General features: G+C 70.8%; 17 protein-coding genes and 1 riboswitch. Of the genes, 9 read left to right on the plus strand and 8 right to left on the minus strand.

The window, feature by feature from the left end; genetic code table 11:
- The first annotated feature begins 4 nt into the window (after positions 1-4).
- Together GV155_RS11780 and GV155_RS11785 are read left to right on the plus strand one after the other, a co-directional pair.
- Positions 5-1,582, plus strand: a complete 1,578-nt coding sequence (locus tag GV155_RS11780; RefSeq protein WP_160008145.1) for a sensor histidine kinase — start codon at positions 5-7, stop codon at positions 1,580-1,582.
- Positions 1,579-2,229, plus strand: coding sequence for a response regulator transcription factor (locus GV155_RS11785; protein WP_160008147.1), 651 nt, complete (start codon positions 1,579-1,581; stop codon positions 2,227-2,229). Before GV155_RS11780 ends, GV155_RS11785 begins: the two co-directional genes overlap by 4 nt.
- Positions 2,230-2,456: 227 nt before the next feature.
- Here the strand turns inward: GV155_RS11785 and GV155_RS11790 are convergent, their stop codons facing one another.
- A complete protein-coding gene (locus tag GV155_RS11790; RefSeq protein WP_160008149.1) occupies positions 2,457-5,912 on the minus strand; it encodes an Ig-like domain-containing protein in 3,456 nt (1,151 codons plus the stop codon).
- An 800-nt stretch (positions 5,913-6,712) separates the two neighbouring features.
- Here GV155_RS11790 and GV155_RS11795 point away from each other — a divergent pair.
- Positions 6,713-6,922: a Flp family type IVb pilin gene (locus tag GV155_RS11795; protein ID WP_160008151.1), complete on the plus strand. Its 210-nt coding sequence runs from the start codon at positions 6,713-6,715 to the stop codon at positions 6,920-6,922.
- A gap of 63 nt (positions 6,923-6,985) precedes the next feature.
- Here GV155_RS11795 and GV155_RS11800 read toward each other — a convergent pair whose 3' ends face one another.
- The 3 genes from GV155_RS11800 to GV155_RS11810 form a co-directional block, all read right to left on the minus strand.
- On the minus strand, positions 6,986-8,209 hold the full coding sequence (locus GV155_RS11800; RefSeq protein WP_160008153.1) for a hypothetical protein: 1,224 nt from the start codon (positions 8,207-8,209) through the stop codon (positions 6,986-6,988).
- 67 nt (positions 8,210-8,276) lie between these two features.
- Positions 8,277-9,260: a C40 family peptidase gene (locus tag GV155_RS11805; protein WP_236554281.1), complete on the minus strand. Its 984-nt coding sequence runs from the start codon at positions 9,258-9,260 to the stop codon at positions 8,277-8,279.
- A gap of 97 nt (positions 9,261-9,357) precedes the next feature.
- Positions 9,358-9,495: riboswitch (cyclic di-AMP (ydaO/yuaA leader) on the minus strand.
- Between the two features lie 117 nt (positions 9,496-9,612).
- Positions 9,613-9,819, minus strand: a complete 207-nt coding sequence (locus GV155_RS11810) for a hypothetical protein (protein WP_160008157.1) — start codon at positions 9,817-9,819, stop codon at positions 9,613-9,615.
- Between the two features lie 134 nt (positions 9,820-9,953).
- Between GV155_RS11810 and GV155_RS11815 the strand changes: the two genes are divergently transcribed.
- Together GV155_RS11815 and GV155_RS11820 are read left to right on the plus strand one after the other, a co-directional pair.
- Positions 9,954-11,723, plus strand: coding sequence for a DEDD exonuclease domain-containing protein (locus GV155_RS11815; protein WP_160008159.1), 1,770 nt, complete (start codon positions 9,954-9,956; stop codon positions 11,721-11,723).
- Between the two features lie 9 nt (positions 11,724-11,732).
- Positions 11,733-12,011 carry an Lrp/AsnC family transcriptional regulator gene (locus GV155_RS11820; protein ID WP_160008161.1) on the plus strand — a complete coding sequence of 93 codons (279 nt, stop codon included), beginning with the start codon at positions 11,733-11,735 and terminating at the stop codon, positions 12,009-12,011.
- 24 nt (positions 12,012-12,035) lie between these two features.
- On the opposite strand, the gene trpD is transcribed toward GV155_RS11820, so the two are convergent.
- Genes trpD through GV155_RS11835 form a run of 3 tightly spaced genes read right to left on the minus strand, consistent with a single transcriptional unit; the run spans position 12,036 to position 14,488 of the window.
- Positions 12,036-13,067 (minus strand): anthranilate phosphoribosyltransferase, encoded by a 1,032-nt coding sequence (trpD, locus tag GV155_RS11825; RefSeq protein ID WP_160008163.1) that lies wholly within the window; start codon positions 13,065-13,067, stop codon positions 12,036-12,038.
- 7 nt (positions 13,068-13,074) lie between these two features.
- Positions 13,075-13,485 carry an Rv3143 family two-component system response regulator gene (locus GV155_RS11830; protein WP_160008165.1) on the minus strand — a complete coding sequence of 137 codons (411 nt, stop codon included), beginning with the start codon at positions 13,483-13,485 and terminating at the stop codon, positions 13,075-13,077.
- A 10-nt stretch (positions 13,486-13,495) separates the two neighbouring features.
- Positions 13,496-14,488, minus strand: coding sequence for a cytochrome c oxidase assembly protein (locus tag GV155_RS11835; protein ID WP_236554282.1), 993 nt, complete (start codon positions 14,486-14,488; stop codon positions 13,496-13,498).
- Positions 14,489-14,573: 85 nt separating this feature from the next.
- On the opposite strand from GV155_RS11835, the gene ctaE reads away from it, so the two are divergent.
- The 4 genes from ctaE to qcrB all read left to right on the plus strand — a co-directional run bounded on the left by ctaE (position 14,574) and on the right by qcrB (position 19,065).
- Positions 14,574-15,212, plus strand: coding sequence for an aa3-type cytochrome oxidase subunit III (gene ctaE / locus GV155_RS11840; protein WP_160008167.1), 639 nt, complete (start codon positions 14,574-14,576; stop codon positions 15,210-15,212).
- 81 nt (positions 15,213-15,293) lie between these two features.
- Positions 15,294-16,166 carry a cytochrome bc1 complex diheme cytochrome c subunit gene (qcrC, locus tag GV155_RS11845; RefSeq protein ID WP_160008169.1) on the plus strand — a complete coding sequence of 291 codons (873 nt, stop codon included), beginning with the start codon at positions 15,294-15,296 and terminating at the stop codon, positions 16,164-16,166.
- A gap of 83 nt (positions 16,167-16,249) precedes the next feature.
- A complete protein-coding gene (qcrA, locus tag GV155_RS11850) occupies positions 16,250-17,320 on the plus strand; it encodes a cytochrome bc1 complex Rieske iron-sulfur subunit (RefSeq protein ID WP_160011253.1) in 1,071 nt (356 codons plus the stop codon).
- Between the two features lie 2 nt (positions 17,321-17,322).
- Positions 17,323-19,065 (plus strand): cytochrome bc1 complex cytochrome b subunit, encoded by a 1,743-nt coding sequence (gene qcrB, locus GV155_RS11855; protein ID WP_160008171.1) that lies wholly within the window; start codon positions 17,323-17,325, stop codon positions 19,063-19,065.
- A 450-nt stretch (positions 19,066-19,515) separates the two neighbouring features.
- Here the strand turns inward: qcrB and GV155_RS11860 are convergent, their stop codons facing one another.
- Positions 19,516-20,757 carry a L,D-transpeptidase gene (locus GV155_RS11860; protein WP_160008173.1) on the minus strand — a complete coding sequence of 414 codons (1,242 nt, stop codon included), beginning with the start codon at positions 20,755-20,757 and terminating at the stop codon, positions 19,516-19,518.
- Positions 20,758-20,790: the final 33 nt, after the last annotated feature.

Here is a 20,790-nt window from a genome sequence, read left to right on the forward strand (position 1 = left end):
CCTCGTGCGCTCGCGTCAGCTGTTCTGGGTCACGGCCGCCACTCGGGTGGTGGTGCTGATCGGCGTCCTCGCACCCGTCCTGTGGCGTCGGGACAGCGACGCGGTCGTCGCCGTGGCCGCGCTGGCCGCGGTCTGGGCCGTGGCGCAGGTCGGTACGGGTCGACCGACCGTGGCCGCGCTGCCCGCCGTGGCCGGCGAGGCCGTGGCTACCGGCATCGTCGCGGCCGTCGGCCTCCAGACCGAGCCGGCCGTGCTCGGGGCACTGCTCGTCGCGCCGTTCGTCGGCGGCCTCTACCGCGGTGTCGTGGGCGTGGGGGTCGCCCTGCTCTCCGAGTTCGCCGCCCTCTCCGTCATCACCCTGGCCCTCTTCGCGCTGCCCACGTCGGAGGAGCTGGTCTTCGTCGCGGTCTGGCTGCTCGGCGGGCTCGGGCTCGGCTTCATCGCCACCTTCGTCCGCTCCGCCGTGCTGCAGATCCCCACCGAGCTGGCGCCCTACCTCTACGCCCAAGAGCTGCTGCGCGAGCTGATCGACCTCTCGGGGGGCCTGCGCTCGGGCCTCGACGTCAACGCGCTCGGCGGCTCCATCCTGGCTGCGGTGCAGGACAGGGTGCCGACGGCAGCCGTGGCGCTCTACGCGCCCCGCGGTGACGAGCTGAGCCCGCTGATGGCCGAGGCCACCGACCGTGACGCCGACCTCCCTGCCTGCGACGCCGCGGCCCGGACCGCGTGGTCCCGCGGCGACATGGTCGTGGAGGACCGGATGTTCGCCTGGCCGCTGGGCAAGTCCGCCGTGGTCGCCGGGCTGCTGCCCCCGGGCGCCGACGTCGACGCCATCGGCGTCGAGCGGTCCGTGGCGCGGCTCGAGCGGGAGCTCCGCCCGGCCGCGGTGCACCTCGACACCGCCCTGCTGTTCGCGGCCTTCCGCGACAGCGCCACCGCGGACGAGCGGCAACGCCTCGCTCGCGAGATGCACGACGGCGTCGCCCAGGACATCGCCTCCCTTGGCTACCTGATCGACGCGCTGGCTGCTGGCCAGACGTCGAGCGACCAGGCCGAGCAGCTGCGCGTCCTGCGGGAGCGGGTCACCGCGGTCGTGGCCGAGGTCCGTCAGGCGGTCCTGACCCTGCGCAGCAGCGTCGGCCGCTCGCCCAGCCTCGGCGCCGCCCTGGCCACCGTTGCCCGCCACCTCTCCGAGGCGTCCGGCGTGGCGATCCAGGTCACCGCCGACGAGCACCCGACCCGGTTGCAGCCCGAGGTCGAGGCCGAGCTCTTCCGGATCGGCCAGGAGGCGATGAACAACGCGGTTAGGCACGCCCACGCCCGCAGCGTCGAGGTGCTCTGCCAGGTCCATGCCCCCGACGCACGGATCGTCGTCACCGACGACGGCGTCGGAATGCAGCAGCCGCGGCCGGACTCCCACGGCCTGGCCATCATGCGGGAGCGCGCCGCCCTGGTCGGCGCCGAGCTCGCGATCGAGGAGGGCGAGGACGGCGGGGTCCGGGTCGCCGTCGGTGTCGGCCGCCCGGCCGATGCCTGGCCCTCCCCCCGCGCCGGCCGCCACTCAGTCGCGGTGGACGCGTGAACGCCCCGACGACCGTGCTGGTCGTCGACGACCACGCCCTGGTCCGCGAAGGCCTCTCAACCGTGCTGGACCTGCAGCCCGACCTGTCGGTCGTGGGCACCGCCGCCACGGTGGCCGAGGCCCGGACCGCCCACGACCAGTACTCCCCGGACGTCGTGGTCACCGACCTGCAGCTGCCCGACGGCACCGGCCTGGACATCGTCCGCACTCTTCGCGCCCGCCGACCCGAGATCGGGCTTGTCGTCGTGACGATGCACGCCGGGGACGAGCAGATCCTCGCGGCGATGCAGGCCGGCGCATCAGGCTTTGTAGGCAAGGACGCCCCCTCCTCCGAGGTGGTCGCGGCGGCCCGCCGCTCCGCGGCCGCGCCCGGGGCTTTCGTGTGTGCCGGCCTGGTGCAGGCGGTCGTGCGTCAGCGGGACTCCCGCGCGCGTGCACTCACCGAGCGGGAGCACTCCGTGCTGCTACTCCTCGCGGAGGGGCTCGGTTCGGCAGGGATCGGTGACCGGTTGTTCCTTGCCGAGTCGACGGCCAAGTCCGACATCGCACGGATCTACCACAAACTCGGCGCCGCCAACCGGGCCCAGGCCTTGGTCACTGCGATGCGCTCGGGCCTGTTGTCCTCGGTGAACCCGACGTCCCGATGACGTCGGGCCCAAGCCCGTCCTGGGGCGTCACCGTCGCCTCCTGATCGCGGTGACGACCACCTTGGCAGTTGACCCGCTACACGGGTAACAGCTCGGGCTCCACCGACGTAAGACGTTGTCTCGATCCTGCTGTTCGAGTACCGCCGTCCCCGGGATCAGCCCCGCCAGCAACGTCCGTCCAGGAGGATCACCCTGACCAACCCGGTGCTCCACGCCGGCTGCTTACGTCACCTCGCGGTGGCCTTCCAGGAAGTTGCGGCCAGTTCATTGCCCGCCAGATCCGTGATGCCCGACCGCAGCTTCAGCACATAGACCTGTCCCACCCGCAGGTTGCGCTTCGGGTTCAACGAAGCTACCCACTTCGAGGTCGACAACGTCACCTTCCCCGCGACCGGGGTGCTCGTGCCCTTGCGGTAGAGCTGCATGGTCGCCGTTCGCACACCTGCGACCGGCTCACTGAAAGTCGCGACGAAGTTGGCCGCCCTCGCCGCAGACCTCACTGGTGTCTTGTCTATGACTGTCGGCCTGATCGTGTCTGGTTGCACCGTCGTGGTCGTGAAGGTGCGCCACTCGGTCGACCCCATCGTCTGTCGGTTCACGTCCAGGGCGGTGACCCGCCACTCCCAGGAGCCGTCAGTGATCGTCTTAAGCGGCGCCCACATCAAGTTGCTGGTCAGCGGCAAGGTTTCAGTCACGCTGGAGGCTCCCACGGCACGACGTTCGAACTTGTAGGACGTGGCACCGTTGACGGCGGTCCAGGTGAACATCCCCTCGCGGCCATTCACGCTGGCTCCCGGACCCGGGCTGAGGAGCTGCGGCAGGCCACCGGTGACGGTGAAGTAACGCCACTCCGACCAAGCACCCTTTCTTCCGTCGACATCGACCCGGCGGACATGCCAGGCGTACGGCTGACTCGAGACCGGGAGGGCCTTGGGTGAGGTGTACGCCACCTGCTTGCTGTTGACGGAAAACACCCTGTTAAGGGAAGACCCGGTGACGTCCGCATTGCTGTAGACCTCGAGGTCGTAGCTGGCCGCGAACTCGAGGGGCTTCCAGCTGAACGGCTGGGTGGAGGCGGCAGCAGAACCGTCCGCCGGACCGTCCAGGCTCACAGCGGGCGACTTCTTGGTGAACTTCCGGGCGTCGCTCCAGGTGAGCGAGTTTCCCGCTCCGTCCACGGGCTGAATCCGCCAGTAGAGATCCCCCTCGGGATAGGTCTTATTGAACGCGGTGTACGTCCGCTGATCCACCGTGACGTCGTCGATGACAGTGGTGAAGGCGGGGCTGGTGCCTACTTGCAGGCGGTAACCCCGGGCGGCCTGACTGGATTGTTCTGTGGTCGTGCCGTCCTGGAAAGCAGGATCCTGGTTAGTCAGTAAGTAGTCCCTCCAGGTGAAGGTGATGTCGTTCGCCTGGGTCGAGTTGTCGGCGGGGAGCAGCTGCTCCACCTTATTGGACTGCTTGTCGAAGCCGTGCGTGGCCAACGTGGGGTCGGCAGCGCAGACTCCTAACGCCTTGCATGGCCGAATGAACCAGAAGTAGGCCTGGCCGGCTTGGCTGTCCGGCAAGGCGGCCAGGGGGTTCCATCGGGTGTTCTGGGTAGTGGGGATCTGGGACGGCGTGCCCTTGGACCCGTAAACCATGTTCGTGAACTCACGGTCTCGAGAGACGTAGATCATGTAGTAGCCGGCGTCCGGTACCGGTTCCCAGTCCAGCACCGGCGTTCCCCGCATGCCCTCGCACCTCGACGTGGTGTCCGAGGGACCGGAGAACGCGACCTTGCAAGGGGATCCTTGACCGTCCAGTCCGGATCCGTCCAGGGCGATCCTCTGACCTGAGACCGCGTCGAGCGCTCCCACGGTGAAGGCCGAGATACTTCCGCGTCCGAGGACCGCGCCCCTGCTGTCGAGCGCCACCACGAACCAGTCGTAGACGCCCGCATTGAGATAGGTCTTGGCGGTGTCGCTAGCGGCGGGGTAGGCAAAGCTGTCTGGGAGCTGCGTGAAGGAGCCGCTGCCGGCGGTTCCCACATGAACCTGGTAGTAGGCCGCTGTGGGGAGAGGCTCCCAGGAGAGGGTGGGGAAGCGAGTGCTCGAGGAGTCATCGATCCCCGGCGACAGCGGGGTGAGCGGCACGGCCTCCGTCGTCGTGACCTCGCCACTAAGGAAGAACTTCTCACCCACGATCGGCACCTGCGAGGCGACGCCGTTGCGGTCGACGGCGGCAACGGTCCACTCGAACGGACCCTTGGCCGGATCCAGTGGGTTGCGCCCGGAGAACGTCCAGGAAGTAGAAGCCGTGGTGATTGACCTCGAACCGCCAGACCAGGTCAGCTTCACGTCGTACTCGATCGCGTCCCGAGCGGGGCTCCACCGAAGGGTAGGAATGTCAACGGTCTCACCATCGACCGGAGACGTCTGGGTCACCGTTCCGGGGTCGTAACGGAACTGGTGGATGCTGGAATAGATCCCGTTGACCTCCGGCCTCCGCGGCCCGTCAAGCGCCTGCACTCTCCAAAAATACGTGCGACCCGGTACCACCATGCAGTCGTCGCCATAGAAGCCGGCGTTGTATGTGGTCTCCGTGGTGAAGCAGGACTCGTAGGTAGTAGGCGAGAAATTCGGGTCTCGTCCCACCTCAAGCCGATACCTCGAGGCGTGAGGCACGGGCGACCACTGGTAGTAGAAGTCATCACCGACCACCGCCGAGTCCTCCGGGTACACCTGAGTGGGGGCATCCGGCCAGGCGCGGCGGAACTGACGCACCTGTACGCCGTCCTGTCCGGCAGGCTGCCCGCCGAGTACCCACTCCTCGGCCTTGCCGAAGATGTTGCGAGCACGCACTCTCCACCAGTACTGGTCGTTGTCGTAGGTGACCGGGTTGGAGTAGCTGGTGCCTTTGACCACGACTGTGTCGATCGGTGCGCTGAAGGAATCGTCGTCGTCTACCTGAAGGTCGTAGCTGATCGCCCCGGCGACCGGGGCCCAGTCGAACACCACGTCGTCGACCGTGGTGTCGGGATCGTTGACGGGGGATACGGACGTGTCCCTGACGACGGGCAGTGGCCCGATCTTGTAGTCCCGCTCCTCCGACCACAGTGTGTTCACCCCGGGGCCCAGGACGGCACGCACCCGCCACCAGTAGTTCCCGTTCTCCTGGGGATCAGGGACCACCAAGGACGTCGTCTGCGTGTCGTAGGTGGTCGTGCCGATCCAGTCGTTCTCGCCCCCGTCGATCTCGACTTGATATCCGGTTGCTTGGGGGAGCGGCTGCCACGTGAGCAGGGGCGGGTCGGCGGGCTGGCTGAGAATTGTGCCCGGGAGGGGAGTGACTGGGGCCGGACCGGCCTTGGAGGAGTTGGTGAAGGATGCCACCGACCAGTCACTGACCCCCGTTGAGTCGCTGCTCCGCACCCGCCACCACGCCTCCCCGGTCTTGAGCGCGACAGTCGGCGTGGCCTGGAAGTTGGTCGTGGTGGCCTTGTAGACGGTGGTGTCGAAAGTCTCCGACACCGAGATCTCGATGTCGTAGCTGGTCGCACCAGCGACAGGCGTCCAGCGGAAAACCGGACTGTCCGAGACAGTGCCGCCGTTTGGGCTGAGTCCACTCGGTACTGCAGGCGCCGCAACCGCCGGAGGTCCGCCGAGCAGCAACAAACCCAGCACCATCGTCAGACACACCATGACGCCGCGTCGCAGGGATGTCCTTGTTGTGCAGCTCACTAGCCCGCCTTCGGTCGGTGGCGACGTGCCACGGAACGGAGGGTATGGCGGACTCGAGGCGCTCACCGAAGAACGATCATTTCCGATGCACTGACGCGTGACCACACTCAAACACGTAGGCGTGCCGCGACTCGCAAACCGGCTCAGTCAGTTCTCGGTCTAGACCAAGAGGAGCATTGCGGCGGACAATCCTAGCGGGAGAACGCTGACTGCACTGCCGTCAACTGCACGCCGGGCACTTTCCAGGAACGGTCTCCGATGCTCGCGAACTCCCCAGCCCTGCGACATTGCCGACATCGACGGGCTAGGCGTCAGTACGTGCGTCAGCACCACCGTTCACGGGCGGCTCACCAATTTCGAACTGCGCCACTGCCGGCGGGCGCGACGAGAGGCGCGCATCCACAACACCAAGCCACCGGCCAGCGTCGCCTGCGACTACTCGACTTCTTCGCCCAGAACCAGACCTCATGCGCCGGCATCGCCCTAGACGCCACGGGTGAACGCTTGGAACGACTGGGGGTTGCGGCCTGGAGCCCATTCGCACATGTTCATAGGTCGGCGGCAAGGCACCAGGCCCGTTAGCGCGAGCCCCCTGGCGGATGTGCCATCGTCCGCCCTTCGTCCCGACCACGACGATCTAGTCAGAAAGGACTAGCTCGGCGTGTCCGATCGACGCTCAAGCCGGCATCGAACCGGGCCGAGACCTCTTCTGCGAGGTCACCCGCCCCGCATCCGACCTCCCCTCACCCGAAGGAACGACCATGATCGACAAGCTGATCGCCCTCCTCGCCCACACCCGCCGCACGTCCGGTGAGCGCGGCGCCTCCGCCGTGGAGTACGGCCTGCTCGTGGCCGGCATCGCCGCCCTCGTGGTGGTCGCCGTGTTCGCTCTCGGCCCCCTCATCAACGAGGCCTTCACCGACACCTGCGACGAGATCGAGGGTTCCGGCACGATCGCGGCAACCTGCTGATTTCTTCTGGACTCGACGGCCCCCGCTCCCACGGAGCGGGGGCCGTCGGCGTACCCGGGTCTCTCAGCCCGCCAGCGAGTCCAACCGGTCGCGCCACGCATCGGTGAGGTCGGCCTCGTCCCACCCGAAGTCCGCCCGCAGCGCCTTCGTCACCGACTCACCGCGGTCGACGGCGTCGTACAGGTCCACCAGGGCCTCCTCGCCGCCGCGTTCGGCCAGCACCAGGCAGGCCACCCAGGCCGCCTCGTAGGTCGCCCCCAGGTGCGTCGCCCCGGTCGCGAACTCCGCCTGGCCGGGCAGCGCCCTCGGCAGTCCGTCCTCGCGGACCTGCTCGACGACCTGGGCCGCGGTCGTCGACAGCGGGAGGTCGACGTCGCGCAGGGCGACGTAGTCGGCGAACCCCTCCAGCAGCCATAGCGGCAGCGCCCCGCTGCTGGGCGCGCGGGTGGCGACGTGCACGGCCTCGTGGCTCATCACGACCTGGGCGCCCTGCGCCTGCAGCTGCCCGTAGACGTCGGGGTTGAGGAACACGTGCACCGGTGAGCCGGCTGGTGCGCCGTCGACGGCGGCGGTGACGGCCGCGATCGCGCCGTACGTCCCGGGCTCGACACCCAGGGCGGCGTCCAGACCGGTCTCCCCGGCCGGCACCTCGATCACGAGCCGGCCGTCCCAGCCGGCCAGCACCCGCTCGACCACCGCGACCGCGCGCGCCGCCCGGGCGTCGTACGCCTCCGCGTCGGGCCCGTCGGACGTGTCGGCGGCCTGGACCACCAGCGTGGTCGGTGACGAGGCGACCTCGACGGGTCCGGTGAGCCACACCGGGCTGCGCCCGGCCCCGGGGCCGGAGCCGTCCACCGGGGCGAGCGCGACCACCCGGGTGCCGTCCTCGTCGGTGACCAGGTCGACCGATGTCTCGGTGGAGGCGACGTCGCGGTCGTACCCGGCGAAGCGCCAGGTCACCTCCACCCCCGCGCGCCAGCGGCCGTCGGCGTCGACCGGCGACGTCTCCTCGACGTAGCGCAGGTCGACGTCGGCGACGTCGAGCGCACGGGCGTTGGCGACGACGGCGTCCAGCCGCTCCTGGGCGGCCGGGTCGGCGCCGAGCCCGGCCACGGGCCCGGTGTCCCGGCGCTGGACCGCGCGCTCGACCTGCTCGACCGCCCGGGCCGCGGCAGCGCCGTCGGCCACGACCGGCGCCCCGCGCTCAGCCCCAGGAGGGACGGAGGAGCCGGCGACGTACCGGTCGGGGACCAGTGCGGCCCACGCCACGCCCCCGACGACCAGCACTAGGCACAGCACAAGGCCGGCCCTCCACCATCGTGGACGACCGGCCTCGCGCCGAGGCGTGGCTGGCTCAGCCGGGGCGGACCGCACCGGAGAACGGCATCGAGAAGACCGGGGCGACGGCGACGCCGGTGCCCGGGTTGGCCGCGTGCACGATCTGGCCGTTGCCGATGTACATGCCGACGTGGCTGACCGGGCTGTAGTAGAACACCAGGTCACCGGGCTGCAGGGCGGACGACGACACCGACGGGCCGGAGCTCATCTGGGCGCTGGAGGAGTGCGGCAGGCCGACGCCCGCGGCGCCCCACGCCATCATCGTCAGGCCCGAGCAGTCGAAGGCGTCGGGGCCAGCAGCGCCGTAGACGTAGGCGTCACCGACCTGCGACATGGCGTAGCTGACCGCGGCGGCGGCACCGCCGGAGGCGGGCACGCTCGCGGTGGGCGCCGCCTCCTCCTCCACCTCGGGCTCCGGGGTGATGGAACGCGAGACGGTGGCCTGCGCGCGGGCGGCCTCGGCGGCCTGCTCGGCGGCGAGCCGCTCGCGCTCCTCGGCCTCGAGGTCGGCCAGCAGCGCCTCGGCCTGCTCGACCTTGCCGTCGATGGTGTCCTTCTCGGCCTTCAGCCGCTGCTCGACGGCCTCGACCTCGGTGGCGCGGGTCTCGGTGGCGCCGGCGCGCAGGTCGAGGGCCTTCAGCTCGGTGGCGTAGTCGGAGAACATGCCTTGCTGGAGCTGGTTGAACGCCGACATGGTGCTCATCTGCGAGACGAACGCCTGCGGGTCGTCGCTGACGACGACCTGGCCCATGGCCGAGAGGTTGTCGCCCTGCATCTGCTGCAGGACGGTGTCGCGGACCTGCTCGCGCACGGCCTCCAGACGACGGTCCTGGCGCTGCTGGTCGGACTCGAGGGAGTCGAGGTCGTCGGTGAGCTCGTCGAGCTCCAGACGGGCGTCGTTGTAGCGCTCGGAGGCGATCTCGGCCTCGTGGTAGAGGGTGTCGACGCGGGACTTCACCTCCTCGAGCGTCGGCTCCGCCGCGGCTGGCGAGGAGGACACCAGGCTGACGCCGGTGACGAGGGTGAGTCCGGTGAGGACACTGGCGAAACGTTTGCGACCGTGCTGCACGAGCGGGCGGTCTCCCTTGGGAGTCGTGACGTCTACCAGGTGAGCTGACGGATTCGGGCACGACTTGGCCCTACCCCCGCCCGGCCGCACGCGGCCACGAGGGGGATTCACCCCAGGTGCTTGGTTCCCCGGCTCGCTCCCCGACGGATCGGTTCGCGACTCGACGCGGCGCCCGCCGCAGACCCTGGTGGTCGACGTCCTCGGGCACCTGAGCGGCCACCCTAACCTCGGGCCCGCGACCCACCAAACGCGTGTCCACCGGCGGGACGTTGGTCCTGCGGAGTCAGGCCGACTCGACCTCGGGACCGTCGACGGGCTGCACGAGCCGCAGCGGCGGCACCAGCCCGCCGGCGGCCAGCAGGTCGAGGGCGCGCCGCTCCTCGTCGTCGAAGGTCAGCTCGGGCGGCGGCCCGAGGAGCACCGTCACCACGCAGTCGTGGCAGGCCAGTCCGCGGACCACGCAGGAGTCGCAGTCGATTCTCGTCGTCATGCGTCGAACGTCGCACCCGCCGCCGACAGCCCTCGCGCACCGACGCCGCATCGACCCCGCATCGACCCCGCGCGCCGACCGCCCACCGCGCGTCCTCCGCACCCCTGTCGGCGCCCCGTCCTAGCGTCTCGACCGTGACCACCGCTCCCCCGACCCCGTCCCCGCGCTGGGAGGTCCAGCGCAGCCTCGACGAGCTCGGGACGCCCCTGCGCGACGTGACCTTCTGCGTGGTCGACCTCGAGACCACCGGCGCCTCGGTCCGCGACGGGTGCGCGATCACCGAGATCGGCGCGGTCAAGGTCCGCGGCGGCGAGGTGGTCGGGGAGTTCCAGACCCTGGTCGACCCGGAGGGCTCGATCCCGGCGTTCATCTCGGTGTTGACCGGGATCACCAACGGGATGGTCGTCGGCGCGCCGCGCATCGAGGCGGCGCTGCCGGCGTTCCTGGAGTTCGCCGCCGGCTGCGTCCTGGTCGCCCACAACGCGCCGTTCGACGTCGGCTTCCTGCGCCATTTCGCCACCGCCCAGGGCCGCGCCTGGCCGGACTTCGAGGTCGTCGACACCGCACGGCTGGCCCGGCGCGTGATCACCCGCGACGACGCCCCGAACTGCAAGCTGTCCTCCCTGGCCCGCGCGTTCGGCTCCCCCACCACGCCCGACCACCGCGCGCTCTCCGACGCCCGCGCCACCGTCCACGTCCTCCACGCGCTGATGGAGCGCCTCGGCGGCGTCGGCGTGCACACCCTTGAGGAGCTGCAGACCTACACCTCGCGGGTCAGCGCCGCGACCCGCCGCAAGCGGCACCTCGCCGACGGTCTCCCCCACGCGCCCGGGGTCTACCTGTTCGAGGACGAGGGCGGCCGCGTCCTCTACGTCGGCACCTCCCGGGACCTGCGCACCCGCGTACGGACCTACTTCACCGCCTCGGAGAAACGCAGCCGGATGGGCGAGATGGTCGCCCTCGCCGCCCGGGTGCGCGGCATCGAGTGCGCCACGCCCCTCGAGGCCGAGGTCCGCGAGCTCCGCCTGATCGCCCACCACAAGCCCGGTTACAACCGGCGCTCGAAGTTCCCCGAGAAGACCACCTTCGTCAAGCTCACCCGGGAGCCGTGGCCCCGGCTGTCCCTGGTCAAGGCGGTCCTCGACGACGACGCCGACTACCTCGGGCCGTTCGCCTCGCGGCGCGCCGCCGAGCAGTGCCTCGACGCGCTGCACCAGACCTTCCCGGTCCGTCAGTGCAGCGGCCGGATGCCGGCGCTGCCGACCCGTACCCCGTGCGCGCTGGCCGAGCTCGGCCGCTGCCTGTCGCCCTGCGACGGCTCCGTCGACCAGCTCACCTACGGCGCGGTCGTCCGCCGCCTGCGTGACACGCTGCTGCACCGGCCCGACGACGTGGTCGAGACGATCAACCACAAGATGGCGGTGCTGGCCGCCGACGAGCGCTTCGAGGAGGCCGGCGCCCACCGGGACCGGCTGGCCTCCTTCGTCCGCGCCGCCTCCCGCACCCAGCGGCTCGGCTCCCTGGCCGCCTGCCCCGAGGTGGTCGCCGCCCGGCGCGAGGACGACGGGCGCTGGGCGGTCCACGTCGTGCGCCACGGCCGGCTCTCCGCCGCGGGCGTCATCCCGGCCGGCGCCGACGCGCACGCCTGGGTCGACACCCTGCGGGCCGGCGCCGAGACCGTCGCCGAGACCGTGGCCGCCCGGCCCGGTCCCGTGCCCGCGGCGACCGCGGCGGAGTCCGAGCGGGTGCTGCGCTGGCTGGAGCAGCCCGGCGTACGCCTGGTGGAGGTCGAGGGCGAGTGGACCTGCCCGGTCCGCGGCGCGACGCCGCACCTCACCCGCCTCGCCCCCGGCCCGCGCGACCCGGCCACCGTGGGCCTGCCGTCCCCGGTCGCAGTCTCCTAGGCTGCGGGGATGATCACCGCCATCGTGTTCGTCAAGGCCGACGTCGCCCGGATCCCCGAGGTCGCGGAGTCCATCGCCGAGATCGACGGCGTCTCGGAGGTCTACTCCGTCACCGGCACCATCGACCTGATCGCCCTGGTCCGGGTGCGCCACCACGACGACGTGGCCCACGTCGTCGCCGACCGGCTCAACAAGGTGCCCGGGGTGACCGAGACCGAGACCCACATCGCGTTCCGGGCCTACTCCCGCCACGACCTCGAGGCCACCTTCTCCCTCGGCCTCGACTGAGGAATCCGGTCCGGGCGTCTGCCCTCAGGCGCCGGCGGCCGCCACCCAGGCCGCCAGGGTGCGCGCGGCGGCGCCGGAGTCGATGGCCTGCGCGGCCTTCTCCACCCCGGCGGCGAGCGCGTCGGTGAGGTCGGCCGCCGGGTCGTCGTAGACCGCCAGCGCCGCGCCGGCGTTCAGCACGACCGCGTCGCGGACCGGACCGGTCTCCCCGTCCAGCAGCCGGCGGGCGACCCCGGCGTTGTAGGCCGCGTCGTGCCCGCGCAGGTCCTCGGGCGTGGCCGGCGGCAGCCCGAGGGCGGCCGGGTCGACCGACGTCCGGGCGACCTCGCCGTCGTGGACCACCCAGACCGTCGACGTGGTGCTGGTGGTGAGCTCGTCGAGACCGTCGTCACCGCGGAAGACCCAGGCGTCGGCGCCGCGGCGGGCCAGCACGCCGGCCATCACCGGGGCGGCCCGGAGGTCGGCGCAGCCCACGGCCATCGCCTGGGGACGCACGGGGTTGGCCAGCGGGCCGAGCATGTTGAAGGTGGTGCCGATGCCGAGCTCGCGCCGGGGCCCGGCGGCGTGTCGCATCGCGGGGTTGAAGGCGGCGGCGAAGCAGAACGTGATGCCGGCCTCGACGGCGACCTCGGCCACCCGCGACGCCGGCAGGTCCAGGCGGATGCCGAGCGCCTCGAGCACGTCGGCCGACCCGCTCTGCGACGACGCGGACCGGCCGCCGTGCTTGACCACCCGCGCCCCGGCGCCCGCGGCGACGATGGCCGACATCGTGGAGATGTTGACCGACATCGACCGGTCTCCCCCGGTGCCCACGACGTCGAGCAGCCGGCCCGGCACCTCCAGGGGCGTCCGGGCCTCCCACATGGCATCGACGAGGCCGCCGACCTCCTCGATCGTCTCGCCCTTGGCGCGCAGCGCGACCGCGAAGCCCGCGACCTGGGCCGGGGTGGCCGCCCCGGCGAGGATCTCGCCCATCGCCCACGTCGTCTGGTCGGCCTCGAGGTCCTGCCCGGCGACGAGCGCGCCGAGGACGTCGGGCCAGGTCGTGGCGCTCACGGCCGGCTCAGGCCGGGACGCGCGAGCGCAGCAGCGTGACCACGGTCTGCGCCAGCTCGATCGGGTCGAGCGGGTGCGCGACCGCGCCGTCGGCACGCGACCAGGTCGCCAGCCAGGCGTCCTGGGGACGGCCGGTGAGCACGAGGACCGGCGGGCAGCGGTAGATCTCGTCCTTGAGCTGCTTGGCGATGCCCATCCCGCCCGCGGGCGCGGCCTCGCCGTCGAGGATGGCCAGCGCGACACCGCCGGCGTCCATGACCTTGATCGCCACCGGCTCGGTGGCCACCTCGACGTACTCGACCTCGGGCAGGTCGGGGTGCGGGCGGCGCCCCAGGGCCAGGATCACCTGCTGCCGCGTGTTGACGTCGTCGCTGTAGACGAGCACCTTCAAGGGGGCCGGGGAGGTCGCGTCGCTCACACGGCGGACACTACCGCCCGGTCTGCTCGGCCGCCGCCCGCGACTCCCGGGCCTCCCGGGCCTCCAGCAGGTCCAGGCGCCGGTCCTCGCGGCGCGCCTCCTGGCGCGAGGACCGCACCCACTGCACGAAGAGCACGATGAAGAACCCGATCCCCACGAGGTCACCGGAGCCCCACAGGATGCCGCCGGCCAGCTCCTGGTCGGCCGCGGCGTCGGGCAGCCAGGAGCCCATCGGCCCCTCGGCCAGCCGTGGGTACCAGTCCCCCCCGATCAGGGTCGACTGACCCATGATCGTCACGCCGAGGAAGGCGTGGAAGGGCAGCGTCAGCACCACCATCGCCACCCGGAACGGGTAGCCGACGCGGCCCGGCACGGGGTCGATGCCCATCAGCGGCCAGAAGAACAGCGCGCCGACGGTCACCAGGTGCAGGTGCATCATCTCGTGCACGAAGGCCGAGGTGAGCGAGGCGTCGTACCAGGGCGAGAAGTAGAGCGCCCACGGCGAGAGCACGTAGAGCGCGAAGGTCAGCGGCGGGAACGACAGCACCCGCGCCACCCGCGAGTGCAGCAGCGCCAGCAGCAGCCGCCGTGGCGCGCCGGGCAGCGTCCGCAGCGCGAGGGTCACCGGCGCCCCCAGCGCCAGGGCCAGCGGGACCACCATCGAGAGCACCATGTGCTGGACCATGTGCACGCTGAGCAGGGTGCTGTCGTAGGCCGCGAAGCCTGACGACGTGGCGAGGTAGAAGGCGCCCATCCCGACGACCACGAACGAGAACGTCCGTGCCCACGGCCAGGCGTCCCCGCGCCGGCGCAGGGTGGAGACCCCCAGCAGGTAGAGGCCGATCCCCCAGACGGTCACCACCAGCGGGATCGGGGCCAGTCCCCACTGCGAGAGGACCGTGTCCAGGCCGAACGGAGGGAGCACCGGGGCGTCCTCGGGCGCGGCCGTGCCGAGCACCGCCGGGAGCGTCGCCGGGAGCGCCGTCAGAAGGGACGTGAGCACTCTTCGAACCTAGCCCCCGGGCGGGTGCGGCGACGCGCTGCGGGGTGGGGGTGGCTGGGCCTGGTGGCCGGGGCATAATGAACGCGTGGCGACCACAGCGACGATCCCGGCCTCCCGCCTCCACGGGCACCACGACCGACCCAGCATGGTCGCCGTCGGCACCATCATCTGGCTCTCGAGCGAGCTGATGTTCTTCGCGGCGCTGTTCGCGGCGTACTTCACGATCCGCTCCGTGAGCCCCGACCTCTGGTCGCAGAACACCGAGATGCTCAACGTGCCGTTCGCGCTGGCGAACACCACGATCCTGGTGCTCTCCTCCCTGACCTGCCAGCTCGGCGTCTTCGCCGCCGAGCGCGGCCAGGTCGGGCGCAGCGGCAAGCTCCTGCAGTTCCGCAAGTGGGGCCTGCGCGAGTGGTTCATCCTCACCTACCTGATGGGCGCGGTCTTCGTCGCCGGTCAGGCCGTCGAGTACGTCGAGCTGGTCGCCGAGGGCGTCACCATGTCGGCGTCGGCCTACGGCTCGGTCTTCTACCTCTCGACCGGGTTCCACGGCATCCACGTGGCAGGCGGGCTGCTGGCCTTCCTGCTCGTCCTCGGGCGCACCTACCTGGCCCGCAAGTTCACCCACGAGCAGGCGGTCAGCGCGATCGTGGTCTCGTACTACTGGCACTTCGTCGACGTCGTGTGGATCGGTCTGTTCGCGACGATCTACCTGATCCAGTAGGTCCCTCCGATCACGCACCACCGCAGTCCTGCCGCAAGAACCTCTGCCGCCGAACCCCGCCCCCGATCCCGAGGACCCATCGTGCGTCTGCTCAACAGAACCGCCGGCCGCCTGTCGCGGCACCGTCGGCGCCCCGTCGCCGGGCTCCTGGTGCTGCTGCTCGGCCTGTTCGCCACCGGCACCTTCTACGCCGCCTTCGCCCCGGCCCAGGCCGAGACGACCGCCAGCGACGCCGCGCAGGTCGAGGAGGGCCGTGAGCTCTTCCTCATCGGCTGCGCCTTCTGCCACGGCACCAACGGCGAGGGCGTGCTGACCGAGAGCGGCACCCAGTACGGCCCGGCGCTCGCCGGCGTCGGCGCCGCTGCGGTCGACTTCCAGGTCGGCACCGGCCGGATGCCGCTGGTGCAGCCCGGCCAGCAGGCCCCCCGCAAGCCCGTCATCTACTCCCAGGACGAGATCGACGCGCTCGGCGCGTTCGTCGCCTCCCTGGGCCCCGGCCCGGCCGTCCCCGAGGAGTCCGAGTACTCCGTCGAGGGACTCTCGGCCGAGGAGCAGGAGGAGGCCGTCGTCCGCGGCGGCGAGATCTTCCGCACCAACTGCACCGCCTGCCACAACTTCGACGGCGCCGGCGGCGCCATGCCTCGCGGCGGGTACGCCCCCAGCCTGAAGGGCGTCGAGCCCAAGTACATCTACGAGGCGCTGCTCACCGGCCCTCAGTCGATGCCGACCTTCTCCAACGGCAACCTGACGCCCGAGGACAAGGCCGACGTCATCGCCTACCTGCAGGAGTCCGAGGAGCAGCCGACGTACGGCGGCTTCGGTCTCGGCAGCATGGGCCCCGTCGCGGAGGGCCTGTTCGCCTGGGTCGTCGGCATCGGCGGCCTGGTCGGCTTCGCGATCTGGATCGCGGCCCACAGCACACGCTCGCTCAAGCAGAAGGGCACCACGGAGTGACTCCCGACGACCCGAAGGACCCGGCCGGTCAGCACGAGACCGTCCCCGGCACCAGCCCCGGCGCCTCGCCCCAGGGCGGCGTCGTGCCCGACAGCCGTGGCGAGTTCACGCCGGTCCGCACCGACACCCCGGTCGCGGACCCCGGCCTGCCCGCCCACCAGTGGCGTCCCACCGACGTCGACCCGAAGCTCGAGAAGCGCGCCGAGCGCCAGGTCGCCGGCATGTTCGTGGCCGCCCAGGTCTTCGTCGTGCTCTTCGTCGTGAGCTACTTCGTCTTCGACATCGGTGGCGACGGCGACGCGATCCTCGGCCTCGGGGCCTCGACGGTGACCCTGGGCCTGTGCCTGGGCATCGCGCTGCTCCTCATCGGCGTCGGGATCATCCAGTGGGCCCGCAAGCTCATGGGTGACCACGAGATCTCCGAGATGCGCCACCCGGCCCGGTCCTCGGACGAGGACCGGACGGCCACCCTCGAGGCGCTGCGCGTCGGCACCGAGGAGTCCGGGATCGCCCGGCGTCCGCTGATCCGCAACACCCTGCTCGGCTCGGTCGGCCTCCTGGGCGTCCCCGCCGTGGTGCTGCTCCGCGACCTCGGCCCCACCCCCGGCGAGGTCGCCACCGAGCAGCCGTACGAGGGCGCCGGCCTGGCCAACACGGTCTGGGCCGACGGCATGCGCGTCGTGCGCGACGTGATCGGGACCCCGATCCGCGCCGCGGACCTCGAGATCGGCGACCTGGTGAACGCCACCGCCGCCGCGCTCTACGAGACCAACGAGGAGGGCGAGCTGGTCCTCGAGGGGACCGAGCGCCTGATCGCTAACTCCAAGGCGCCGGTCATCGTGGTCCGGATGGAGCCCGACGAGATCGAGGACGTCGACGGCCGGGAGAACTGGACCGTCGACGGGATCATCGCCTACTCGAAGATCTGCACCCACGTGGGCTGCCCGATTTCGCTGTACGAGCGCACCACCCACCACGTGCTGTGCCCCTGCCACCAGTCGACCTTCGACCTGGCGGACGGCGCCAACGTGGTCTTCGGACCGGCCGCCCGGGCGCTGCCCCAGCTCGCCCTTGCGGTTGATGACGAGGGGTATCTTGTAGCACAGAGCGACTTCGACGAGCCCGTCGGACCAAGTTTTTGGGAGCGTGGCTGAAGATGACGATCGACACCAGCAAGGTGGCGACAACGACAACAGGCACCGCTGCCACGGCGCCCACCCGTACCGGAGCCGTAGCCAACTGGGCGGATGAACGCCTCGGCCTCGGCACGGTCATGAAGAAGAACCTGCGCAAGGTCTTCCCGGACCACTGGTCGTTCATGCTGGGCGAGATCGCCCTGTGGAGCTTCGTGGTCCTGCTGCTCACCGGCGTCTTCCTGACGCTCTGGTACGACCCGAGCATGGCGGAGACCGAGTACACCGGCTCCTACGCCCCGCTGCGCGGCATCGAGATGTCGCAGGGCATGGCGTCCACGCTGCACATCTCCTTCGACGTGCGCGGCGGCCTGCTGATGCGCCAGATGCACCACTGGGCGGCGATGCTCTTCATCGCCGCGATGATGGTGCACCTGCTCCGCGTGTACTTCACCGGCGCGTTCCGCAAGCCCCGTGAGCTGAACTGGGTGATCGGCTCGCTGCTGCTGCTCCTCGGCACACTCGAGGGCTTCACCGGCTACTCCCTGCCCGACGACCTGCTCTCGGGTACCGGGATCCGCGCCGCGGACGGCTTCGTGAAGTCGATCCCCGTGGTCGGCACCTATGTGTCGTTCTTCCTCTTCGGCGGCGAGTTCCCCGGCGACAGCATCATCCCGCGCCTCTACATCATCCACGTGCTGCTGATCCCGGGCATCCTGCTCGGCCTGATCGCCGCCCACATGCTGCTGCTCGTCTACCACAAGCACACGCAGTGGCCTGGCCCCGGCCGCACCGAGGAGAACGTCGTCGGGTTCCCGATGCTCCCGGTGTACGCCGCCAAGGCCGGCGGGTTCTTCTTCGTCGTCTTCGGTGTCACCGCGATCATGGGTGGGCTGCTGACGATCAACCCGATCTGGCGGTACGGACCGTACGACCCGACCAAGGTGACCGCCGGCTCCCAGCCGGACTGGTACATGGGCTGGCCGGACGGTGCGCTGCGGATCATGCCGGGCATCGAGACCGAGCTCTTCGGCTACACGCTGTCGTGGAACGTCCTGATCCCGATCATCATCCTGCCCGGGCTGATGTTCACGATCCTGCTGATGCTGCCGTTCATCGAGAACTGGATCACCGGCGACAAGCGGGACCACCACCTGCTCGAGCGTCCCCGTGACGCGCCGACGCGGACGGCCCTGATGGTCGCGCTGATGACCTTCTACGGCCTGATGTGGGCCGCGGGCGGCAACGACATCATCGCGATCCGCTTCGACCTGTCGATCAACCAGATCACGTACTTCATGCGGGCGGCGGTGTTCATCGGACCGGTGATCGCCTTCATCATCGCCCGGCGCTGGTGCATCTCGCTGCAGCGCAAGGACCGTGAGGACGTGCTCCACGGCTACGAGACCGGCATCATCATGCGCTCGCCCGAGGGCGGCTTCTCCGAGCGGCACGCGCCGCTCCCCCAGGAGTCCGTCTACACCCTCACCTCCCGTGAGGACACCAAGGCGTACGCAGCGCTGCCGGCCACCGACGCCAACGGTGTCGACGCCCCGAATGGACGCATCGACCGGGTGCGGGCCAAGCTGTCGCAGGCCTGGTTCGCCCACGACGTGGCACCGGCCACCCGCGAGGAGCTCGACGAGGCGCACCACCACGCCGAGCACGCGCACGAGCTGCAGGGGGCGCTGGACGGCCGCTCGGCCGACGGCCACCAGTACGACGGCAAGCACGCCGTCGAGGGTGACCACCTCCGCAACGACTGACGCAGCGCCTGCACCACCCGTACGACCAGGACGGCCCGTCGCAGCTCATGCGGCGGGCCGTTCTGCACGCCGAGATGACGCTCGCGGACAGCCGAGATGACCGTTGCGGCGCACCGAGATGACGATTGCGGACACCCCGGCGCCCGCTGCCGCCGTGACGGCGCAGTCGGACGCGCGCCGCAAACGTCACCTCGAGGCGCCGCAAGCGTCGCCTCGGCGAGTGGCTCCGACCAGGGGCCGTCCCTACGACCAGGACGGCCCCTCGCAGCTCATCCGGCGGGCCGTTCTGCACGCCGAGATGACGCTCGCGGACAGCCGAGATGACCGTTGCGGCGCACCGAGATGACGGCTACGGACACCCAGCGACCGGTGCCGCCGAGACGCATCGACCGGAGGGTGCGCCGCAAACGTCACCTCGAGGCGCCGCAAGCGTCACCTCGGCGGGGTGGGTCAGCCGAGGGCGGAGGCCTGCCGGTAGTCGGCGTACGAGGCGTTCCAGTCGCCGTAGCCGTTGTCCAGCGTCATCGGCCGGTCGGTGCCGACGTACTCGACGACGTCCCCGCGCAGGGTCATGTCGAAGAGCCAGGCGGCGTTCTCGGTGCTCATGCCGGTGCAGCCGTGCGAGACGTTGGCCGAGCCCTGCGAGGACACCGACCAGGGTGCTGCGTGGATGAACTCCCCGGAGTACGTCAGGCGCATCGCGTACTGCACGTCGGCGATGTCGTAGGCCTCGGAGCTGCCGGCTGCGATCCCGACCGTCTCGGAGTTCATCCGACGGCTCTCGAACTTCTCCATGATCACCTTCGTGCCGGAGCGGGTGGTGAACCCCTCCTTGCCGGTGGTGATCGGGATCGTGCGCAGCAGGTCGCCGTTGGAGAAGACCTGCATCTGGTGGGTCTGGGCGTTCACCTCGTAGACGTGGGAGTCGCCCACGGTGAACCCGACCTCCCGGTCCTCCTGGCCGTAGATCCCGTTGCCGGCGTCGACCCCGTTGACGTCGACGTCGACGTCGACGGTGGTGCCCGGCTCCCAGTACGTCTTGGGGCGCCAGTGCGCCTCGTTGTCGCTCATCCAGTGCCAGGTGCCCGGCTGGGCGGGGCTTGAGGTCACGGTCATCTGCTTCTCGAAGGCCGCGCGGTCGGTGACCGGGACGTCGAAGCTGACCACGACCGGCATGCCCACGCCGACGGTCTCGCCGTCCAGCGGGGCGACGGAGGCGAAGGTCTGCTCGTCCAGCGTGAGCGGCGCGGTGGTGAACGAGCTCGTCTCGGTGACGTCGCGACCGTCGGTCCCGGTGACGACCGAGCTGATGTCGTACGTCGTGCCCGGCTCGAGGCGCTCAGCAGCCGCCCAGGCGGCGCCGTCGTCGCTCAGCGTCCCGGGCAGGCGACCTGCGGGCGAGGAGACCGTGACGCGGCTCAGCTCGCCGCCGTCGGCGCTCACCTGCACCGTCGTGTCCACGGGGACGCCCTGGGCGCCCCGGGCCACGTTCGTGGTCACCGTGGGGCGGGCGGCGGCGTCGGACGCGGCCTGCGTCCCCCCGGCGCCGCGCGCCCCCCCGCCGCTCGCGTCACCCTTGGTCTCCGGTGCGCTGGGACCGGTCGAGCAGGCAGCCAGGCTGCCGGCGAGGACGGCGGCAGAGGCCAGGGCGACGAGCCGACGGGGCTGGGAGGAACGGGACGGAAGGGACATGCACGAGCTCCCGGAGCGGTGAGAAGACAGCTG

The organism is Nocardioides sp. AX2bis (assembly GCF_902506435.1).
Taxonomy (GTDB): Bacteria; Actinomycetota; Actinomycetes; order Propionibacteriales; family Nocardioidaceae; genus Nocardioides.

What these genes read in the sequence shown, in the direction of transcription:
- GV155_RS11860 (WP_160008173.1), bottom strand. Translation starts at nt 20,757, where the DNA reads ATGTCCCTTCCGTCCCGTTCCTCCCAGCCCCGTCGGCTCGTCGCCCTG.
- GV155_RS11790 (WP_160008149.1), bottom strand. Translation starts at nt 5,912, where the DNA reads ATGGTGTGTCTGACGATGGTGCTGGGTTTGTTGCTGCTCGGCGGACCT.
- GV155_RS11810 (WP_160008157.1), bottom strand. Translation starts at nt 9,819, where the DNA reads ATGACGACGAGAATCGACTGCGACTCCTGCGTGGTCCGCGGACTGGCC.
- GV155_RS11795 (WP_160008151.1), top strand. Translation starts at nt 6,713, where the DNA reads ATGATCGACAAGCTGATCGCCCTCCTCGCCCACACCCGCCGCACGTCC.
- GV155_RS11820 (WP_160008161.1), top strand. Translation starts at nt 11,733, where the DNA reads ATGATCACCGCCATCGTGTTCGTCAAGGCCGACGTCGCCCGGATCCCC.
- qcrB (WP_160008171.1), top strand. Translation starts at nt 17,323, where the DNA reads ATGACGATCGACACCAGCAAGGTGGCGACAACGACAACAGGCACCGCT.